This window comes from Herbaspirillum sp. ST 5-3, assembly GCF_004804275.1.
GTDB lineage: Bacteria > Pseudomonadota > Gammaproteobacteria > Burkholderiales > Burkholderiaceae_D > Noviherbaspirillum.
In genome coordinates this window covers 247,883-263,869 of sequence record NZ_STGI01000005.1, presented here as the reverse complement: position 1 = coordinate 263,869, position 15,987 = coordinate 247,883, and the positions used below count along the sequence as shown (strand labels likewise).

The 15,987-nt window shown below is 59.2% G+C and carries 16 protein-coding genes and 1 tRNA gene; 15 read left to right on the top strand and 2 right to left on the bottom strand.

The window, feature by feature from the left end:
* The first annotated feature begins 29 nt into the window (after positions 1-29).
* From E6W33_RS12670 to dnaG, 4 genes are all read left to right on the top strand, one after another.
* Positions 30-1,226, top strand: coding sequence for an NAD(P)/FAD-dependent oxidoreductase (locus tag E6W33_RS12670; protein ID WP_136417677.1), 1,197 nt, complete (start codon positions 30-32; stop codon positions 1,224-1,226).
* Between the two features lie 103 nt (positions 1,227-1,329).
* Positions 1,330-1,542 carry a 30S ribosomal protein S21 gene (gene rpsU, locus E6W33_RS12665; RefSeq protein ID WP_005665410.1) on the top strand — a complete coding sequence of 71 codons (213 nt, stop codon included), beginning with the start codon at positions 1,330-1,332 and terminating at the stop codon, positions 1,540-1,542.
* Positions 1,543-1,774: 232 nt separating this feature from the next.
* The gene (locus E6W33_RS12660; protein ID WP_136417676.1) at positions 1,775-2,224 is read left to right on the top strand and encodes a GatB/YqeY domain-containing protein; all 450 of its coding nucleotides are present in this window, start codon (positions 1,775-1,777) and stop codon (positions 2,222-2,224) included.
* Between the two features lie 132 nt (positions 2,225-2,356).
* Entirely contained in the window at positions 2,357-4,150 is a 1,794-nt protein-coding gene (gene dnaG / locus E6W33_RS12655) for a DNA primase (protein ID WP_136417675.1), read from the top strand.
* A gap of 186 nt (positions 4,151-4,336) precedes the next feature.
* Here the strand turns inward: dnaG and E6W33_RS27310 are convergent, their stop codons facing one another.
* Positions 4,337-4,756, bottom strand: a complete 420-nt coding sequence (locus E6W33_RS27310; RefSeq protein WP_211097331.1) for a hypothetical protein — start codon at positions 4,754-4,756, stop codon at positions 4,337-4,339.
* Here E6W33_RS27310 and rpoD point away from each other — a divergent pair.
* Positions 4,659-6,881, top strand: a complete 2,223-nt coding sequence (rpoD, locus tag E6W33_RS12650) for an RNA polymerase sigma factor RpoD (RefSeq protein ID WP_211097322.1) — start codon at positions 4,659-4,661, stop codon at positions 6,879-6,881. The genes E6W33_RS27310 and rpoD overlap by 98 nt on opposite strands.
* 63 nt (positions 6,882-6,944) lie before the next feature.
* Positions 6,945-7,023: transfer RNA gene (locus E6W33_RS12645), tRNA-Ile, on the top strand.
* 67 nt (positions 7,024-7,090) lie between these two features.
* Here the strand turns inward: E6W33_RS12645 and E6W33_RS12640 are convergent.
* A complete protein-coding gene (locus E6W33_RS12640; RefSeq protein ID WP_247869629.1) occupies positions 7,091-8,011 on the bottom strand; it encodes a LysR family transcriptional regulator in 921 nt (306 codons plus the stop codon).
* 138 nt (positions 8,012-8,149) lie between these two features.
* On the opposite strand from E6W33_RS12640, the gene E6W33_RS12635 reads away from it, so the two are divergent.
* From E6W33_RS12635 to sufU, 9 genes are all read left to right on the top strand, one after another.
* Entirely contained in the window at positions 8,150-8,698 is a 549-nt protein-coding gene (locus tag E6W33_RS12635) for a pyridoxamine 5'-phosphate oxidase family protein (protein ID WP_136417672.1), read from the top strand.
* A gap of 44 nt (positions 8,699-8,742) precedes the next feature.
* The gene (locus tag E6W33_RS12630) at positions 8,743-9,336 is read left to right on the top strand and encodes a glutathione S-transferase (RefSeq protein WP_136417671.1); all 594 of its coding nucleotides are present in this window, start codon (positions 8,743-8,745) and stop codon (positions 9,334-9,336) included.
* 394 nt (positions 9,337-9,730) lie between these two features.
* On the top strand, positions 9,731-9,985 hold the full coding sequence (locus E6W33_RS12625; protein ID WP_136417670.1) for a copper chaperone: 255 nt from the start codon (positions 9,731-9,733) through the stop codon (positions 9,983-9,985).
* A 193-nt stretch (positions 9,986-10,178) separates the two neighbouring features.
* On the top strand, positions 10,179-10,670 hold the full coding sequence (locus E6W33_RS12620; protein ID WP_136417669.1) for an SUF system Fe-S cluster assembly regulator: 492 nt from the start codon (positions 10,179-10,181) through the stop codon (positions 10,668-10,670).
* 10 nt (positions 10,671-10,680) lie between these two features.
* Complete coding sequence (gene sufB, locus E6W33_RS12615; protein WP_136417668.1) at positions 10,681-12,129, top strand: Fe-S cluster assembly protein SufB; 1,449 nt, start codon at positions 10,681-10,683, stop codon at positions 12,127-12,129.
* Between the two features lie 16 nt (positions 12,130-12,145).
* The gene (gene sufC, locus E6W33_RS12610) at positions 12,146-12,934 is read left to right on the top strand and encodes a Fe-S cluster assembly ATPase SufC (protein ID WP_136417667.1); all 789 of its coding nucleotides are present in this window, start codon (positions 12,146-12,148) and stop codon (positions 12,932-12,934) included.
* Positions 12,931-14,274, top strand: a complete 1,344-nt coding sequence (sufD, locus tag E6W33_RS12605) for a Fe-S cluster assembly protein SufD (RefSeq protein WP_211097321.1) — start codon at positions 12,931-12,933, stop codon at positions 14,272-14,274. The genes sufC and sufD overlap by 4 nt, the downstream gene beginning before the upstream one ends.
* Positions 14,274-15,536 (top strand): cysteine desulfurase, encoded by a 1,263-nt coding sequence (locus E6W33_RS12600; protein WP_136417666.1) that lies wholly within the window; start codon positions 14,274-14,276, stop codon positions 15,534-15,536. The genes sufD and E6W33_RS12600 overlap by 1 nt, the downstream gene beginning before the upstream one ends.
* Positions 15,533-15,979: a Fe-S cluster assembly sulfur transfer protein SufU gene (sufU, locus tag E6W33_RS12595; protein WP_136417665.1), complete on the top strand. Its 447-nt coding sequence runs from the start codon at positions 15,533-15,535 to the stop codon at positions 15,977-15,979. Before E6W33_RS12600 ends, sufU begins: the two co-directional genes overlap by 4 nt.
* Positions 15,980-15,987: the final 8 nt, after the last annotated feature.

Here is a 15,987-nt window from a genome sequence, read left to right as displayed (position 1 = left end):
ATCACGGCTTGTTCCGATTGATACAAGCCATGGCAAACCAGTTTGATGTAGCAGTAATCGGCGCCGGCGCGGCGGGCATGATGTGCGCCGCCGTCGCCGGTCAGCGCGGCAAGAAGGTCGTGCTGATCGACCACGCCAGCCGGCTTGCGGAGAAGATCCGCATTTCCGGCGGCGGCCGCTGCAATTTCACGAACCTGCATGCCGGCCCGCAGAATTTCATCTCGAATAACCCGCACTTCTGCCGCAGCGCGCTGGCGCGCTACACGCCGCAGGATTTCCTTACGCTGGTCAAGCGTTACCGCATCGCCTATCACGAGAAGCACAAGGGGCAGTTGTTCTGCGACCATTCCTCGGAGCAGATCATCGACATGCTCAAGGCCGAATGCGATCTGGGCCATGTAGCGTGGCGCATGCCCTGCAGGATCGAAGCCATCGGCAAGCAGGGCGAGGCTTTTCGGCTCGATACCGACGCCGGCGTGCTGCTGGCCGATAATGTCGTGATCGCCACCGGCGGCTTGTCGATTCCCAAGATCGGCGCCACCGATTTCGCCTTCCGCATCGCAAAGCAATTCGGCCTCAAGCTGGTCGAACCGCGTCCCGCGCTGGTGCCGCTGACCTTCGACCATGCCGCCTGGGAGCCTTTTGTTCCGCTGGCAGGGATCGCCCTCGAGCTCGACATCGAAACCGGCGAGAAAAAGTCGCGCGCGCATTTTCGCGAGGACTTGCTGTTTACCCATCGCGGCCTGTCCGGTCCGGCGGTCCTGCAAATATCGAGCTTCTGGGAACCGGGCGCGCCGCTGATTCTGAACCTGCTGCCGGAAACCGATGTCGCGCAGACCCTGATCGAAGGCAAGGGCACGTTCAAGAAGAATCTCGGCAACCTGCTGGCGCAGTGGATGCCCGCGCGTCTCGCGGAAGGCTGGCTGCTGGCAAACGGATTCAAGCCGGATGCGCGGCTGGCCGACATGCAGGACAAGGCCCTGCGCAAGCTGGGCGAATCGCTCAATCGCTGGGTCATCATCCCGAACGGTTCCGAAGGCTACAAGAAAGCCGAAGTCACGCGCGGCGGCGTGGACACCCGTGAACTGTCGCAGCAAAGCATGATGGCCAACAAGGTGCCGGGCCTGCACTTCATCGGTGAAGCCGTCGACGTGACCGGCTGGCTGGGCGGATACAACTTCCAGTGGGCATGGGCATCCGGCACGGCGGCAGGTTTGTCGATTTGATATGTTTGCACATAAGCGACGCTTCGAATGACAGGCTTTGCAATGCCTTGTTGAGCGTGTTATACTTTGAGTCTTTCCCTAAAAACCCTCGGTTTGAGTTTACATGACCACAATTCGCCTTAAAGAAAACGAGCCTTTCGAAGTCGCCATGCGTCGCTTCAAGCGCACCATCGAGAAAACCGGTCTGCTGACCGAGTTGCGTGCGCGCGAGTTCTACGAGAAGCCGACTGCCGAGCGCAAGCGCAAGCTCGCCGCTGCCGTGAAGCGCCACTACAAGCGCATCCGCAGCCAGCAATTGCCGAAGAAACTGTACTGATTTTTGCTGCCGCACGTTGTGTGCGGTATGGCGTGCAAACCCGCTCCGGAAGAGTTCCCGCAGCGGGTTTTGGCGTTTCATGTGGCAAATAAAGCTACTGCGCGGGCTGATTTTCGCTCTGTGGTGCTCGCCGTACGCCAGTACGGCTGCGCTCCTCGAACGAAACTCAACCCGCTCGCTACGCTTTCTTTGCCACATGTCCCATTGGCGGAACTCGCATTGGAGAGAAAAAATGAGCCTCAAAGAGCAGATTACCGAAGACATGAAGGCCGCGATGCGCGCCAAGGACAGTGCGCGGCTCGGGACGATCCGCATGCTGACTGCCGCGATGAAGCAGAAGGAAGTCGATGAGCGTATCGAGCTGAACGACGCGCAGGTCCTGGCGATCATTGAAAAGATGATCAAGCAGCGCAAGGACTCCATCACCCAGTTCGAAGCCGGCGGCCGCCAGGATCTGGCCGATGCCGAAAAGGCCGAAGTTGCGGTGCTGTCTGCTTACATGCCGGCCGCGATGTCGGAGGCGGAAATCCAGGCGGAAGTGGCCGCGGCCGTCGCGGCAAGCGGAGCTGCCGGTCCGCAGGACATGGGCAAGGTGATGGGCGTGCTCAAGCCGAAGCTGGCCGGTCGTGCCGATATGACCACAGTCTCCGGCCTGGTCAAGGCAGCCTTGTCCAAAGCCTGAGGTATTCCGGGCGGGGCGGTTTAAAAAGCCCGCTTCGTCCCCATTTTCGGTTCATGTCCGCACCCGGCGATCGGGTGCGACAATGATCGAATCGACTCCTCGACAGCTACCCGGGACAATCCGTATTTCGCCGTGATTCCACAGACCTTCATTCAGGATTTGCTCAACCGGGTCGACATTGTCGATGTGGTCGGCCGCTACGTGCAACTGAAGAAGGGCGGCGCCAACTTCATGGGCCTGTGCCCATTCCATAACGAAAAATCCCCCAGCTTTACGGTCAGTCCGACCAAGCAGTTCTATCACTGCTTCGGGTGCGGCGCGCATGGCACCGCGATCGGCTTCCTGATCGAGTATTCCGGCCTGGGCTTCGTCGAGGCGGTGAAAGACCTCGCGCAGGGCGTCGGCATGATCGTGCCCGACGAGGATCGCCTGCCGCCCGCGCAGCGCGCGGAAGTGCAGGCGAAGAGCCTTGCCCTGTCCGAGGTGATGAGCAAGGCTTGCGACTTCTACCGCCATCAACTGCGCGGCGCGCAGCCGGCCATCGCCTATCTCAAGAATCGTGGCCTGACCGGTGAAATCGCCGCGAAATTCGCACTCGGTTATGCGCCCGACGGCTGGGACAGCCTGCGCGGCGTTTTCCCCGACTATGATTCCCCCGCCCTGGTCGAAGCTGGCCTCGTGATCGACAAGAGCGAGGAAGAGGGGCATGGGCGCAAGCGTTATGACCGCTTCCGCGATCGCATCATGTTCCCCATTCGCAACACCAAGGGGCAGGTGATCGGTTTCGGCGGACGCGTGCTGGACGGCGGCGAGCCCAAATACCTGAATTCCCCGGAAACCCCGCTGTTTCAAAAAGGGCATGAGTTGTACGGCTTGTTCGAAGCGCGCCAGGCGATACGCGATGCCGGCTACGTGCTGGTGACCGAGGGTTACATGGACGTGGTCGCACTCGCGCAGCTCGGTTTTCCGCAAGCCGTGGCGACGCTCGGCACCGCCTGTACCGCGACGCATGTGCAGAAGCTGCTGCGCCAGACTGATCACGTCGTCTTCAGCTTCGACGGCGATGCAGCCGGCCGCCGCGCCGCGCGGCGCGCACTCGATGCCTGTCTGCCGCACGCCACGGACAACAAGACCCTGAAATTTCTCTTTCTGCCCACCGAGCACGACCCGGACAGCTACATCCGCGAGCTCGGTACGGAAGCCTTCGAGCAGCAGGTGCGCAACGCCATGCCCTTGTCGCAATTCCTGCTCAACGAAGTGACCCAGGATGTCGACTTGAATACCTCGGAAGGACGGGCGCGGGCCCAGTTCGATGCCAAGCCGCTGCTGCAGGCCATGCCACCCTCGTCGCTGCGCCTGCAGATCGTGCGCCGTCTGGCCCAGGTAACGCAGACGACCCCGGCCGAAATCGAGGCGCTGTTCGAGCTGGCGCAGCCGGTCGCGCGCACCAAGATTGCACCGCCGCGCACCAAACGCACGCCGCCGATGGGCCTGGAGCGGCAAATGATCCGCCTGCTGGTCGCCCATCCATCGCTGGCTTCCGGGATTGATCAATCGGCAATGGATGCCACCGCCCAGCTTGCTCCGGACAATGCCGAGATGCTGCGGCAACTGGTCGAGGCCTGCCTCGCGCTCGGCCCGCAGGCCAATTTTGCGGCGCTGGCCGAACAGCTTCGTGCAATAAACAACGATTTTGACCCCCTGATCGCCGAAATTGCTGCAGAAAGCGAGTCGGATGCCGAAGCTGCGCGCCTTGAGCTTGTCGGCGCGGTGCGGCAGACTAAAATGCAAGTAATCAAGGCGGAGATGGATCGCTTGGCAGCCACCGGGTTGGCGACCGAGGAGACGCGTACACGATATCGCGAACTGATGCAACAACAAGAGCAACTCCGGCAGCAAGCCGCGGTCGAAAGCATACCGCGGTAATTTGCCCCAATGCCTTTGTGATGGAGAAACGTTGCTCTCTGTGGTATAATTTAAAGCTTTTGATTCAAGACCTTAGGTAAGATCGTTTGCCTGACCGGGTTCATAAGTCACAGAACGAATTACCAAGGATGTCGCGCGGGCGAATGCCGAAGCCAGTACAGATTCATCGGCTCCACCAAGCGCAATTCACTCGGCGCACGAGAGCAAACCAGTTGGTATTGATTCCATGGCAAACGCAATGAAAAAACCCGCGAAAACGACTGTTACCGCAAAAAAAGCGAAATCGGCTGCAACTAAACCGGCCTCGACCAAGTCGATGGCAAAGCCTGCCGTGAAGAAGACCGCTGTTGCCAAGCCTGCAAGCAAGGCAAAAACCTCGATCAAGGCCGCGACGAAAACCGTTGCCAAAGCAGCACCGAAAACCGCTGCAAAAGCAAGCTCGCCGAAGGCGAAATCTTCATCCCGAGTTGCCGCCAAACCGGCCGCTCCCGAGAAATTGAAAGCACCCGTGACGACCAAGAAACCCGAACCGAAGACCGCGAGCAAGGCCACGAAGGTGGCGGCAAAAACCGAGCCCAAGTCCGAAAGCAAAGTAATGGCGGTCAACCAGACTACCGATGCGGCAGCATTGGCGGCGATTGACACGTCCAGCTACGTGTTGCCGGCAGTGAAAGTGCCGGGCCGCCGTGGCCGCAAGCCCAAGGAATTCCAGCCGGAGAATGACGAGGTCGCCGCACTGAACGCCGTCGAGCGCGCGGAACTCAAGGCCGCCGACAAGGCAAAGGCGAAGGATCGCAAGGCCAAGGAAAAGGCTTTGCTGAAGGACGCATTCTCTTCCGATACCGAAGCGAGTGAGGAAGAGCTCGAGCAGCGCCGCCAGAAACTCAAGACACTGATCAAGCTCGGCAAGGACCGCGGCTTCCTCACGTATTCTGAAATCAACGACCACCTGCCCGAAAACATCGTCGATCCGGAAGCCATCGAAGGCATCATCGGCACGTTCAACGACATGGGCATCGCCGTCTACGAACAGGCACCTGACGCCGAGACGTTGCTGCTGTCCGATAACGTGGCCACCGTCGCCACCGACGATGACGCCGAAGCTGCGGCAGAAGCCGCGCTGTCGACCGTCGATTCCGATTTCGGCCGCACCACCGATCCGGTCCGCATGTACATGCGTGAAATGGGCTCGGTCGAACTGCTGACGCGCGAAGGCGAAATCGAAATTGCCAAGCGCATCGAAGAAGGCCTGAAGGACATGATCCAGGCCATCTCCGCCTGCCCGACCACGATCGCCGAAATTCTCGCCGCGGCCGACCGCGTGTCCAAGGAAGAAGTGAAGATCGACGAAATCGTCGACGGCCTGGTTGATCCGAACGCGGGCGAGGATGTCGCGGCCGCTTCCGCCTCTGCTTCCGACGATGAAGAAGTCGACGACGAGGAAGAGGAAGAAGAGGAAGAAGAGGAAGAAGACAACAGCGGCGGCGCCGCTGCCGGCTTCTCTGCGGAACAGCTGGAACAGTTGAAGCGCGACTCGCTGGCGAAGTTCGAGGAAATCTCCTCGCAGTTCGACAAGATGCGCAAGGCCTACGAGAAGGAAGGCTACAACTCCAAGCCCTACGTCAAGGCACAGGAAACCATTTCGAACGAGCTGCTCGGCATTCGCTTCACCGCGAAATTCGTCGAGAAGCTGTGCGACACCTTGCGTGGCCAGGTCGATGAAGTGCGCCACATCGAGAAGCAGATCCTCGAAGTCGCCGTCAACAAGTGCGGCATGCCGCGCACCCACTTCATCCGTGTCTTCCCGGGCAATGAAACCAATCTCGACTGGGTCGACGCCGAAATCGCCGCCAGCTTGCCCTACAGCGCCGTGCTCGGCCGTAACGCGCCGGCCATCAAGGAACTGCAGCAGAAACTGATCGACCTGCAAGCACGCGTCGTTCTGCCGCTGCCCGACCTGCGCAACATCAACAAGAAGATGGCTGCCGGCGAAATGAAGGCCCGCAAGGCCAAGCGCGAAATGACCGAGGCCAACCTGCGCCTCGTGATCTCGATCGCGAAGAAATACACCAACCGCGGCCTGCAATTCCTCGACCTGATCCAGGAAGGCAACATCGGCCTCATGAAGGCGGTGGACAAGTTCGAATATCGCCGCGGCTACAAGTTCTCGACCTATGCGACATGGTGGATCCGTCAGGCCATCACGCGCTCGATCGCCGACCAGGCGCGCACCATCCGTATTCCGGTGCACATGATCGAAACGATCAACAAGATGAACCGCATCTCGCGCCAGATCCTGCAGGAAACCGGCGCCGAGCCGGATCCGGCAACGCTGGCGATCAAGATGGAAATGCCGGAAGACAAGATCCGCAAGATCATGAAGATCGCGAAGGAACCGATCTCCATGGAAACGCCGATCGGCGACGACGACGATTCCCATCTTGGTGATTTCATCGAAGACAACAACACGCTGGCCCCGGCCGACGCGGCCCTGCATGCATCGATGCGCGGCGTGGTCAAGGACGTGCTCGACTCGCTGACGCCGCGCGAAGCCAAGGTGCTGCGCATGCGCTTCGGCATCGAAATGTCGACCGACCACACGCTGGAAGAAGTCGGCAAGCAGTTCGACGTCACCCGCGAGCGCATCCGTCAAATAGAGGCAAAAGCGCTGCGCAAGCTGCGCCATCCGTCGCGCTCTGACAAGCTGAAGAGCTTCCTCGAAGGAAGTTAATCGGATAACATTGTCAAAACACTTGGGCGGGTAACACCGCCCAAGTTTTTGGCAGCTTCAACAGGGCCTCTAGCTCATGCTTGGTTAGAGCAGCGGACTCATAATCCGTTGGTGCCGTGTTCGACTCACGGGAGGCCCACCAGTAAAATCAAAGGCTTATAGTGGAAACACTATAAGCCTTTTTCTTTGCAGGTGCCTGATGGTACTTCTCAAATTTCCTGTGGCCCGAAAATCTCAGGACAGGTCACTTTCGTGAGAAGAAGCTCACGCAGCTGTGGTACTGCCCAGTCCACGAATGCGCGTACTCGAGAAGACAGCAGGCGGGAATGTGGATAGACAAGATGGATTGGCAAAGGCGCAGGTTCGTATTCGGTCAACACCTGTACCAGTTTTCCGACCTCGAGTAATTTATGCACCTGATACGCGAGAAAGCGCCCGTATCCGAGTCCGTTCGCACAGGCGTCAAGCGCGGAGTCGCACTGGTTCGTAGTGAACGTGGCGTTGATCTTTACCCGCTGAGGCAGCCCTTCATGCCGGAATTCCCACTCCCCTCCATTTGACGAAAGCCCGGTAAAGTGAATGCAGCTTTGGTGCGCAAGCGCGGCAGGCGTGCGGGGAGTCCCATGGTGTGCGAGGTAGCTCGGGCTGGCGCAGACGATGGTGCGGGTCGAGCCTAAAGGAACCGCGACGAGCGATGAGTCGGGCAGGGGACCGATCCGGATCGCAACATCGATACCTTCCTCCAATAAATCGACGACGCGGTCGAGAAGTAGCAACTCCGCTCGCATTTCCGGATAGGCGCTGAGAAACCCCGTAACCGCAGACGCCACATGCAACCGGCCAAACATGACCGGGGCCGTGATTGATATCTTGCCCGACGGTTTCAACTGACGCGCCGAGAGGGCCGCCTCCATCTCTTCGATTTCGACCAGCAAGTCCTGGCAGCGCTCGAAATATTCCCGCCCCTCGTCCGTCAGCGCAATACGGCGTGTTGTGCGATTCAGCAGCCGTATTCCCAAGGTTTCTTCCAAGGCGGAGAGCGAGCGTACCACCGACGTCAGCGAGGTATCCAGCCGTTCGGCGGCGCTGGTAAGACTGCCTGCCTCCACAATCCGGACGAATGTTGTCATGGCTCGAAGTTTATCCATCAGATGATATTAAACCGATTTTCGGATTTATCTATTGCGTTTTGATCTATTTATTCCGGCTATCGATTCTATCAATATTGATCTGTTACTTTTCCACATATGGTCTTTGGAGAAATCGAGATGTCCCGCCGTCATTTTGCAGAAGTCATGTTTACTCAGAGCGTCAAGACGACACAGCGTCGATATGACGGCTACGAGCTTCCCGTTGTGCCAACGGAGGGTGCGGCAGTGGAATTCGGCGTTCGCGAGAGGGAATACATTCTGGCCCGGGACAGCTTTTATCTTGCGACGGTGAGCGAAACCGGCTGGCCGCACGTTCAGCATCGCGGTGGTTCTCCAGGTTTTCTCAAGGTCTTGGGTTCGGATATCCTCGGTTTCGCCGACTATCGGGGCAATCGTCAGTATGTCAGTATTGGCAACCTGCGGTACAACGATAAGGCTGCGCTCATCCTGGTTGATTATCCCAACCGTCGCCGGCTGAAGATCCTTGGGCGCGTGCAAGTGGTCGACACGGTCGATGCATCACCCGAATTGATCGCCGCAGTGCTCCCGCCATTCATTGAAATTCCCGTTGAACGCGTCTTGCTGATCACGGTGGCCGCGTTCGACTGGAATTGCTCTCAACAGATTGCCCCTCGTTATATCGAAAGCGAAATGCTTTCATGTTGATGCACCCATCTTGATTTGCCCAACCCACTCTCAAGGAAAGATATATGAAGCTATACGACCTGGAACTGTCCGGTAATTGCTACAAGGTCCGTTTGTTTGCAGCCTTGGCGAAAATTCCTCTCCAAATTGTCGCGGTCGATTTCCTCGCGGGAGAGCACAAGCAACCGCCACTCATCAATCTGAATCCCTGGGGTGAGATTCCGATTCTTGCGGATGGCGATGTAGTGCTACGCGACTCTCACGCGATTCTCGTCTATCTTGCCGCGAAGTACGGCGACGAAACCTGGTTACCCAAGGATGCCGCAGGCATGGCGCAAGTGGTTCAATGGCTCTCGACTTCTGCCAATGAAGTGCAGAACGGACCTGGAGCTGCCAGGCTGGTCGACAAATTCGGGTATGCAATTGACAAGGCGGATACGCTCAAGCGCTCTGCTCATATTCTTCCACTGATCGATGCGCATCTGAGCAGGCACCGCTGGCTTGCCATGGAGCGCCCCACTATCGCCGACTGCGCAGTCATGCCCTACGTTGCACTTGCACCGGAAGGCGCGGTCTCACTAGAGCCATATCCACACATTCGCCGATGGATAGGACGAATCAAGGAATTGCCGGGTTTCGTGCCGATGCCGGGTATTTGACTTGTTGCTGAAAACAATCTCGTACAGCCGGAATCGGCGTAATCACCTCTCCGGCTGAAGCGACAAAATTGATGCACGCCATGATCGAGCGGTTTTCGGCATGGCGTTCCATTCAACGCTGCGTTCAACCCGGCTCAGCGAGTGGCGGCTCGGGCAAAGCCACTGAAGCGGCACCCAAGTGATTTGACGGATAAGGGATCGCTGATCGCGCTTTTGATGGCGAGCGTAGCATGAGTTGGCTCGGCGACGATCGGTCGGTTTCCGGGAGACCATCAACGCGATCCGTAACCCAAGCAGAAAAATTCGCCTTTAAAGATGCATTCAAAATGAATCTTATGGTAAAGTGTCGTTATCCAGTTACTGGACTTAATTCAGACGAACCCGAGGAACTCACATGAAATCTGAAACTCTTTCCCTGGCAGGCGCATTGGATGAAGCTGGCGCCCTGATCGTTGCACGCGTGCTCAACTCCGTCAAAGGCGTGAGCAAGGTTGGTATCGAGACCGCGGCGGCGAAGATCAATATCGACTTCGACGACGACGTGACGTCGCTTCAAGAATTGCGCACGACCTTGCAGCAAGCGGGCGTGACCCTGAAGAAAGTTGCGCACGGCGAAGAAGGCATGTGCTGCGGAAGCTGCGGCGGCTAAGTTGAACGTGGTGCAACGCATGCGCTTGCACTATCCGCCGGACGCCCTATGCTGATTCTTGTCGGCGAAGTGATGTTCGTTTAACACATTCGCTTTTCCATCGGGAAAATCCCAGGCAATTTCCCTTCCCTGGGATTTTTAAACGATGTTTACAGGACTAAATCGGTACTGATTAAGGAGTGGGCACAAGACCATGTTAAGGCTGAGCAAGATGGCCGACTACGGCACTGTGGTTCTGACCGCGATGATCAGCGAGCCGGAGCGCAGTCGCAGTTCGGCCGAGATCGCCGCTGCCATCCATGTGCCGGCGCCGACGGTCAGCAAGATTCTCAAGATGTTGACGCGCGGCGGGCTGGTGATGTCCTTGCGCGGTGCGAAGGGTGGTTATCTGCTGTCGCGTCCGCCGCAGCAGATTTCGATGGCGGATGTCATTTATGCGATGGACGGGCCGATCGGCATGACGGAGTGCAGCGTCACTCCCGGCCTGTGCGTGCAGGAAACCGGATGTGCGGTGCGCGCCAACTGGCAACGCATCAATCGCGCCGTGCTGGGCGTGCTGCAGGACATTACGCTGGACCAGATGGTACAGCCGCTTGTGCGGCCGGACATGCAGAAGATCGATGCCAGCGAGATCACATTGAAGCGGTCGGTGAAGTCGGCTGCCGCTGGGTTTAACGGAACATAGGAAGGACATCATGGCAGAAGCAGTCACCGCACTGGACGAAATGATCGGCGGCGAATATCGACATGGTTTCGTCACCGAACTGGAAACCGATACCGTGCCGCGCGGCTTGAGCGAGGATACGATTCGCTTGATCTCGGCGCGCAAGAAGGAGCCGGAATTCATGCTGGAGTGGCGCCTGAAGGCGTATCGGCACTGGCTGACGATGACCGAGCCGAAGTGGCAGGCCGTCAAGTTTCCGGCCATCGATTACCAGGACATCATTTACTACTCCGCGCCGAAATCGATGAAGGACGGCCCGAAGAGCCTCGACGAGGTCGATCCGGAATTGCTGCGCACTTATGAAAAACTCGGCGTGCCGCTGCACGAGCGCGAGCGTCTTGCGGGCGTCGCGGTGGATGCGGTGTTCGACAGCGTCTCCGTTGGCACGACCTACAAGGACAAGCTGGGCGAACTGGGCATCATCTTCTGCTCCTTCTCCGAAGCCGTGCAGGAGCATCCGGAACTGGTGAAGAAATACCTCGGCTCGGTGGTGCCTTCTTCCGACAACTTCTATGCGGCGCTCAACTCGGCAGTGTTCTCCGACGGTTCGTTCTGCTACATCCCGCCGGGTGTACGCTGCCCGATGGAGCTGTCCACCTATTTCCGCATCAACGCGAAGGACACCGGGCAGTTCGAACGCACGCTGATCATCGCCGACGAAGGCGCGTATGTGAGCTATCTCGAAGGTTGCACGGCGCCGATGCGCGACGAGAACCAGTTGCATGCGGCCGTGGTGGAGCTGGTCGCGCTGGACAACGCGAAGATCAAGTATTCGACGGTGCAGAACTGGTATCCCGGCGACAAGAACGGCGTGGGCGGCATCTACAACTTCGTGACCAAGCGCGGCGATTGCCGCGGCGCGAATTCGCATATCTCCTGGACGCAGGTCGAGACCGGTTCGGCCATCACCTGGAAGTATCCGAGCGTGCTGCTGCGCGGCGAGAATTCGACCGGCGAGTTTTATTCGGTGGCGCTGACCAACAATTATCAGCAGGCCGATACCGGCACCAAGATGATTCATCTCGGGCGCAACACGCGCAGCACCATCGTGTCGAAGGGCATCTCGGCGGGACATGGCCAGAACGCCTATCGCGGCCTGGTGAAGATCATGAAGAACGCCGAGGACGCGCGCAATCACACGCAATGCGATTCGCTTCTGCTGGGCGATCTGTGCGGCGCGCATACCTTCCCGTACATCGAGGTACGGAATCCGACCGCGAGCGTGGAACATGAGGCATCAACGTCGCGTATCGGCGAAGACCAGCTCTTCTATTGCCGCCAGCGCGGCCTGTCGGCGGAAGATGCGGTGTCGATGATCGTGAACGGCTTCTGCAAGGAAGTCTTCAAGGAACTGCCGATGGAATTCGCGGTGGAAGCACAGAAGTTGTTGAGCGTGAGCCTGGAAGGCAGCGTGGGTTAACTGAGGAAAAACAAACATGTTGAAAATCACCAATCTGCAAGCATCTGTCGAAAAGAACCCGATCCTGCGCGGTCTGAACCTGACTGTAAACGCCGGCGAGGTGCATGCGATCATGGGGCCGAACGGCTCGGGCAAGAGCACGCTGGCGCAGGTGCTGGCCGGACGCGAAAACTATGAAGTGACCGGCGGGGAAGTCCTGTTCCAGGGGCGCGACCTGCTGCCGCTGGCGCCGGAAGAACGCGCGCGCGAAGGCGTGTTCCTCGCTTTCCAGTATCCGGTCGAGATTCCCGGCGTGAGCAATGTCCATTTGCTCAAGGCTGCGGTCAACAATGTGCGCAAGCATCGCGGACTTCCCGAGCTCGATGCCATGGAATTCCTCAAGCTCATCAAGGAAAAGATGAAGCAGATGGATATGCGCGACGAGCTGCTGTACCGCTCGGTCAATGAAGGCTTTTCCGGCGGCGAGAAAAAGCGCAATGAGATTCTGCAGATGGCCTTGCTGGAGCCGAAGCTTGCGATTCTCGATGAAACCGACTCCGGGCTCGACATCGATGCGCTGCAGGTGGTCGCCAAGGGTATCAATGCGCTGCGCAGTCCGGAGCGCTCGATGATTCTCGTGACCCACTATCAGCGCTTGCTGGATTATGTGGTGCCGGATTTCGTGCATGTGCTGTCGAAGGGACGCATCGTCAAGTCCGGTGGCAAGGAACTGGCGCTGGAACTGGAAGAGCGCGGCTATGGCTGGCTGGACGAAGCCGCGCCCGCACCTGCCAAGCGCACGCCGGTACGCGCGGAGGCAAGATGATGTCCGAAGCTCGCAACCATTACCTGACCGACTTCGCGCGCGTCGTCGACCTGTTGCCAGGCAGCGGCGTGCCCTGGCTCGGACGGCTGCGCAAGAGTGCGCTGGATGTCTTTGCGCAGCGCGGTTTCCCGACGCGGCATGACGAGGAATGGAAATACACCAGCGTGGCGGCGTTTGAAAAGCAGGCATTCCGCTCCACAATTGAAAGCCGCAGCAGTGCAGGCGCAGCGGCCCTGGTGGACCGTTTTGCGGAAGGCAGCGCGTCCGATCATGTGCTGGTGTTCCATAACGGTCGTTATGCGCCGTGGCTGTCCTCCGTCGGCACGCTGCCTGCCGGCGTGAAGCTGGCCAGTCTTGCCGATACGCTCGACGTGGCGCCGGAAGTACTGGAACCCTATCTCGCGAACGAGGAACAAGCGACGGCCTTCGGTGCGCTTAATGCCGCTTTCATGGCCGACGGCGCCTACGTGCACCTGAAGCGCGGAACGGTGCTGGAAGCGCCGGTGCATTTGCTGTTCATTTCGACGGAAGAGGGCGGCGCAAATCATGCGCGCAATATCATCGTTGCCGAAGAAGGTGCGCAGGCGACGATCATTGAACACTATGCCGGGCTTGACGGTGCGGTGTACTTCACCAATGTGGTGACACGGATCTTCGCTGCCGCCAATGCGGCGGTCGCACATCACAAGCTGCAGCAGGAAGCATCGGGCGCGTTCCATGTGGCCGGCATTCACGCGCTGCAGCAGCGCGACAGCCGCCTGGAATCGCACTCGTTTTCGCTGGGCGCGACGCTGGCGCGCAACGACATCACGACGGCATTTGAGGCACCGGGATGCGACGCGATCTTCAATGGATTGTATCTGGTCGGCGGGCAGCAGCATGTGGACCACCACACGCGCATCGACCATCGCCAGCCCAACGGCACCAGCCGCGAACGCTATCGCGGCGTGCTCGACGGCCAGTCGCATGCGGTATTCAACGGCAAGGTAATCGTGCAGCCCGGCGCGCAGAAGACCAATGCATATCAGGCCAACCATAACCTGCTGTTGTCGCGCGATGCGGAAATCGACACCAAGCCGGAACTGGAAATCTATGCCGACGATGTGAAGTGCAATCACGGCGCGACGGTCGGACAGCTGGATGAAACGCAGTTGTTCTATCTGCGCTCGCGCGGCATCGACGAGGTCGTGGCGCGCAGCCTGCTGGTGCATGCCTTCGCGCATGATGTGATTGAACGCATCCGGGTCGCGTCCCTGCGGTCCCGGCTTGAACAAATCCTGCTGACGCGTCTTCCGAAGGAGGGCGGTATCGGGCAGGAGGAACGACTCGGAGAACTGTGATGAAAATGGAATCGGAAGTGTTGCGACATCCAGGCCACATCAACAGCGACGTCGCCCGCTGGCGCGAGGATTTTCCCGTGCTGCGCGAAACGATTCGCGGCAAGCCGCTGGTCTATCTCGACAACGCGGCGACGACGCACAAGCCGGTATCGGTGATCGAAGCCGAGGCTGCGTTCTATCGGCATACCAATTCCAACGTGCATCGCGGCGTGCATACGCTGAGCCAGCGTGCGACCGACCAGTATGAAGCGGCGCGCGAAAAGGTGCGGCACTTCATCAACGCGGCCAGCACCAGGGAAATCGTGTTCGTGCGCGGCACGACCGAAGCGATCAACCTGGTGGCGCAAAGCTATGCACGACCGCGCCTGACCGCGGAAGACAACATCATCGTCAGCGCGATGGAGCATCACTCCAACATCGTGCCGTGGCAGATGGTGTGCGGCCAGACTGGCGCGGAACTGCGCGTGGTACCGGTGAACGAAGCCGGCGAGCTGGATGTCGAGATGCTCGGCCACTTGATCGGTCCCGGCACAAAGCTGGTCGCGATCACGCATCTCTCGAATGCGCTCGGTACCATTACGCCGGTGAAGCGCATCATCGAGATGGCGCATGCGCATGACGTGCCGGTGCTGCTGGATGGTGCACAGGCGATTGCGCACCTTGGCGTGGATGTGCGCGAGCTTGACTGCGATTTCTATGCGTTCTCGGGACACAAGATCTTTGCGCCGACCGGCATTGGTGTCTTGTACGGAAAAGAAGCGCTGCTGGATGCGATGCCGCCTTATCAGGGTGGCGGCGACATGATCAGTTCGGTTTCCTTCGGCGAAACCCTATACAACGAGCTGCCATACAAATTCGAGGCCGGCACGCCGAATATCGCGGGCGCCATCGGGCTCGGCCACGCGCTGGATTATGTAACGTCGATCGGCATCGCGGCCATCGCCGCGCATGAGCACGATCTGCTGGCGTACGCAACCGAACTGGCGAGCGGGATCAAGGGCTTGAAGATCATCGGCACCGCGCAGCAGAAGGCCAGCATCCTTTCCTTCACGCTGGAGGGCGTGCATCCGCACGACATCGGCACCATTCTCGACCACGACGGCGTCGCGATACGCGCCGGCCATCATTGCGCGATGCCGATCATGCAGCGCTTCGGCATCAGCGGCACCGCGCGGGCGTCGTTCTCCTTGTACAACACGCGTGCCGAAGTGGATGCCCTGATCGCCGGGATCAACAAGGTACAGGAGATGTTTCAGCGATGAGTGATTTGCGTGATCTTTACCAGGAAGTGATCTTCGATCACTACAAGAAGCCGCGCAACTGTCACGCGATGGCCGATGCCAACCACGTTGCGCACGGCCACAACCGCTTGTGCGGCGATCAGTTGACGGTGTACCTGCATGTCGAAGGTGACGTGATCCAGGATGTGAGCTTTGAGGGTACGGGCTGCGCCATCTCGACCGCCTCGGCCTCGCTGATGACCGATGCGCTCAAGGGCAAGAAGCTGGACGAGGCCGCGCACCTGTTCGAGGAATTCCACCACCTGGTCACGCATGACGACGCCACGCCGGACGAGGATCTGGGCAAGCTGGAAGTGCTGGCAGGCGTGCGGGAATATCCGGCGCGCGTGAAGTGCGCCACGCTGGCATGGCACACCATGCAGGCGGCGCTGAAGGACCGGGCCGCGCCGGTCACCACCGAATGAATCCGTCA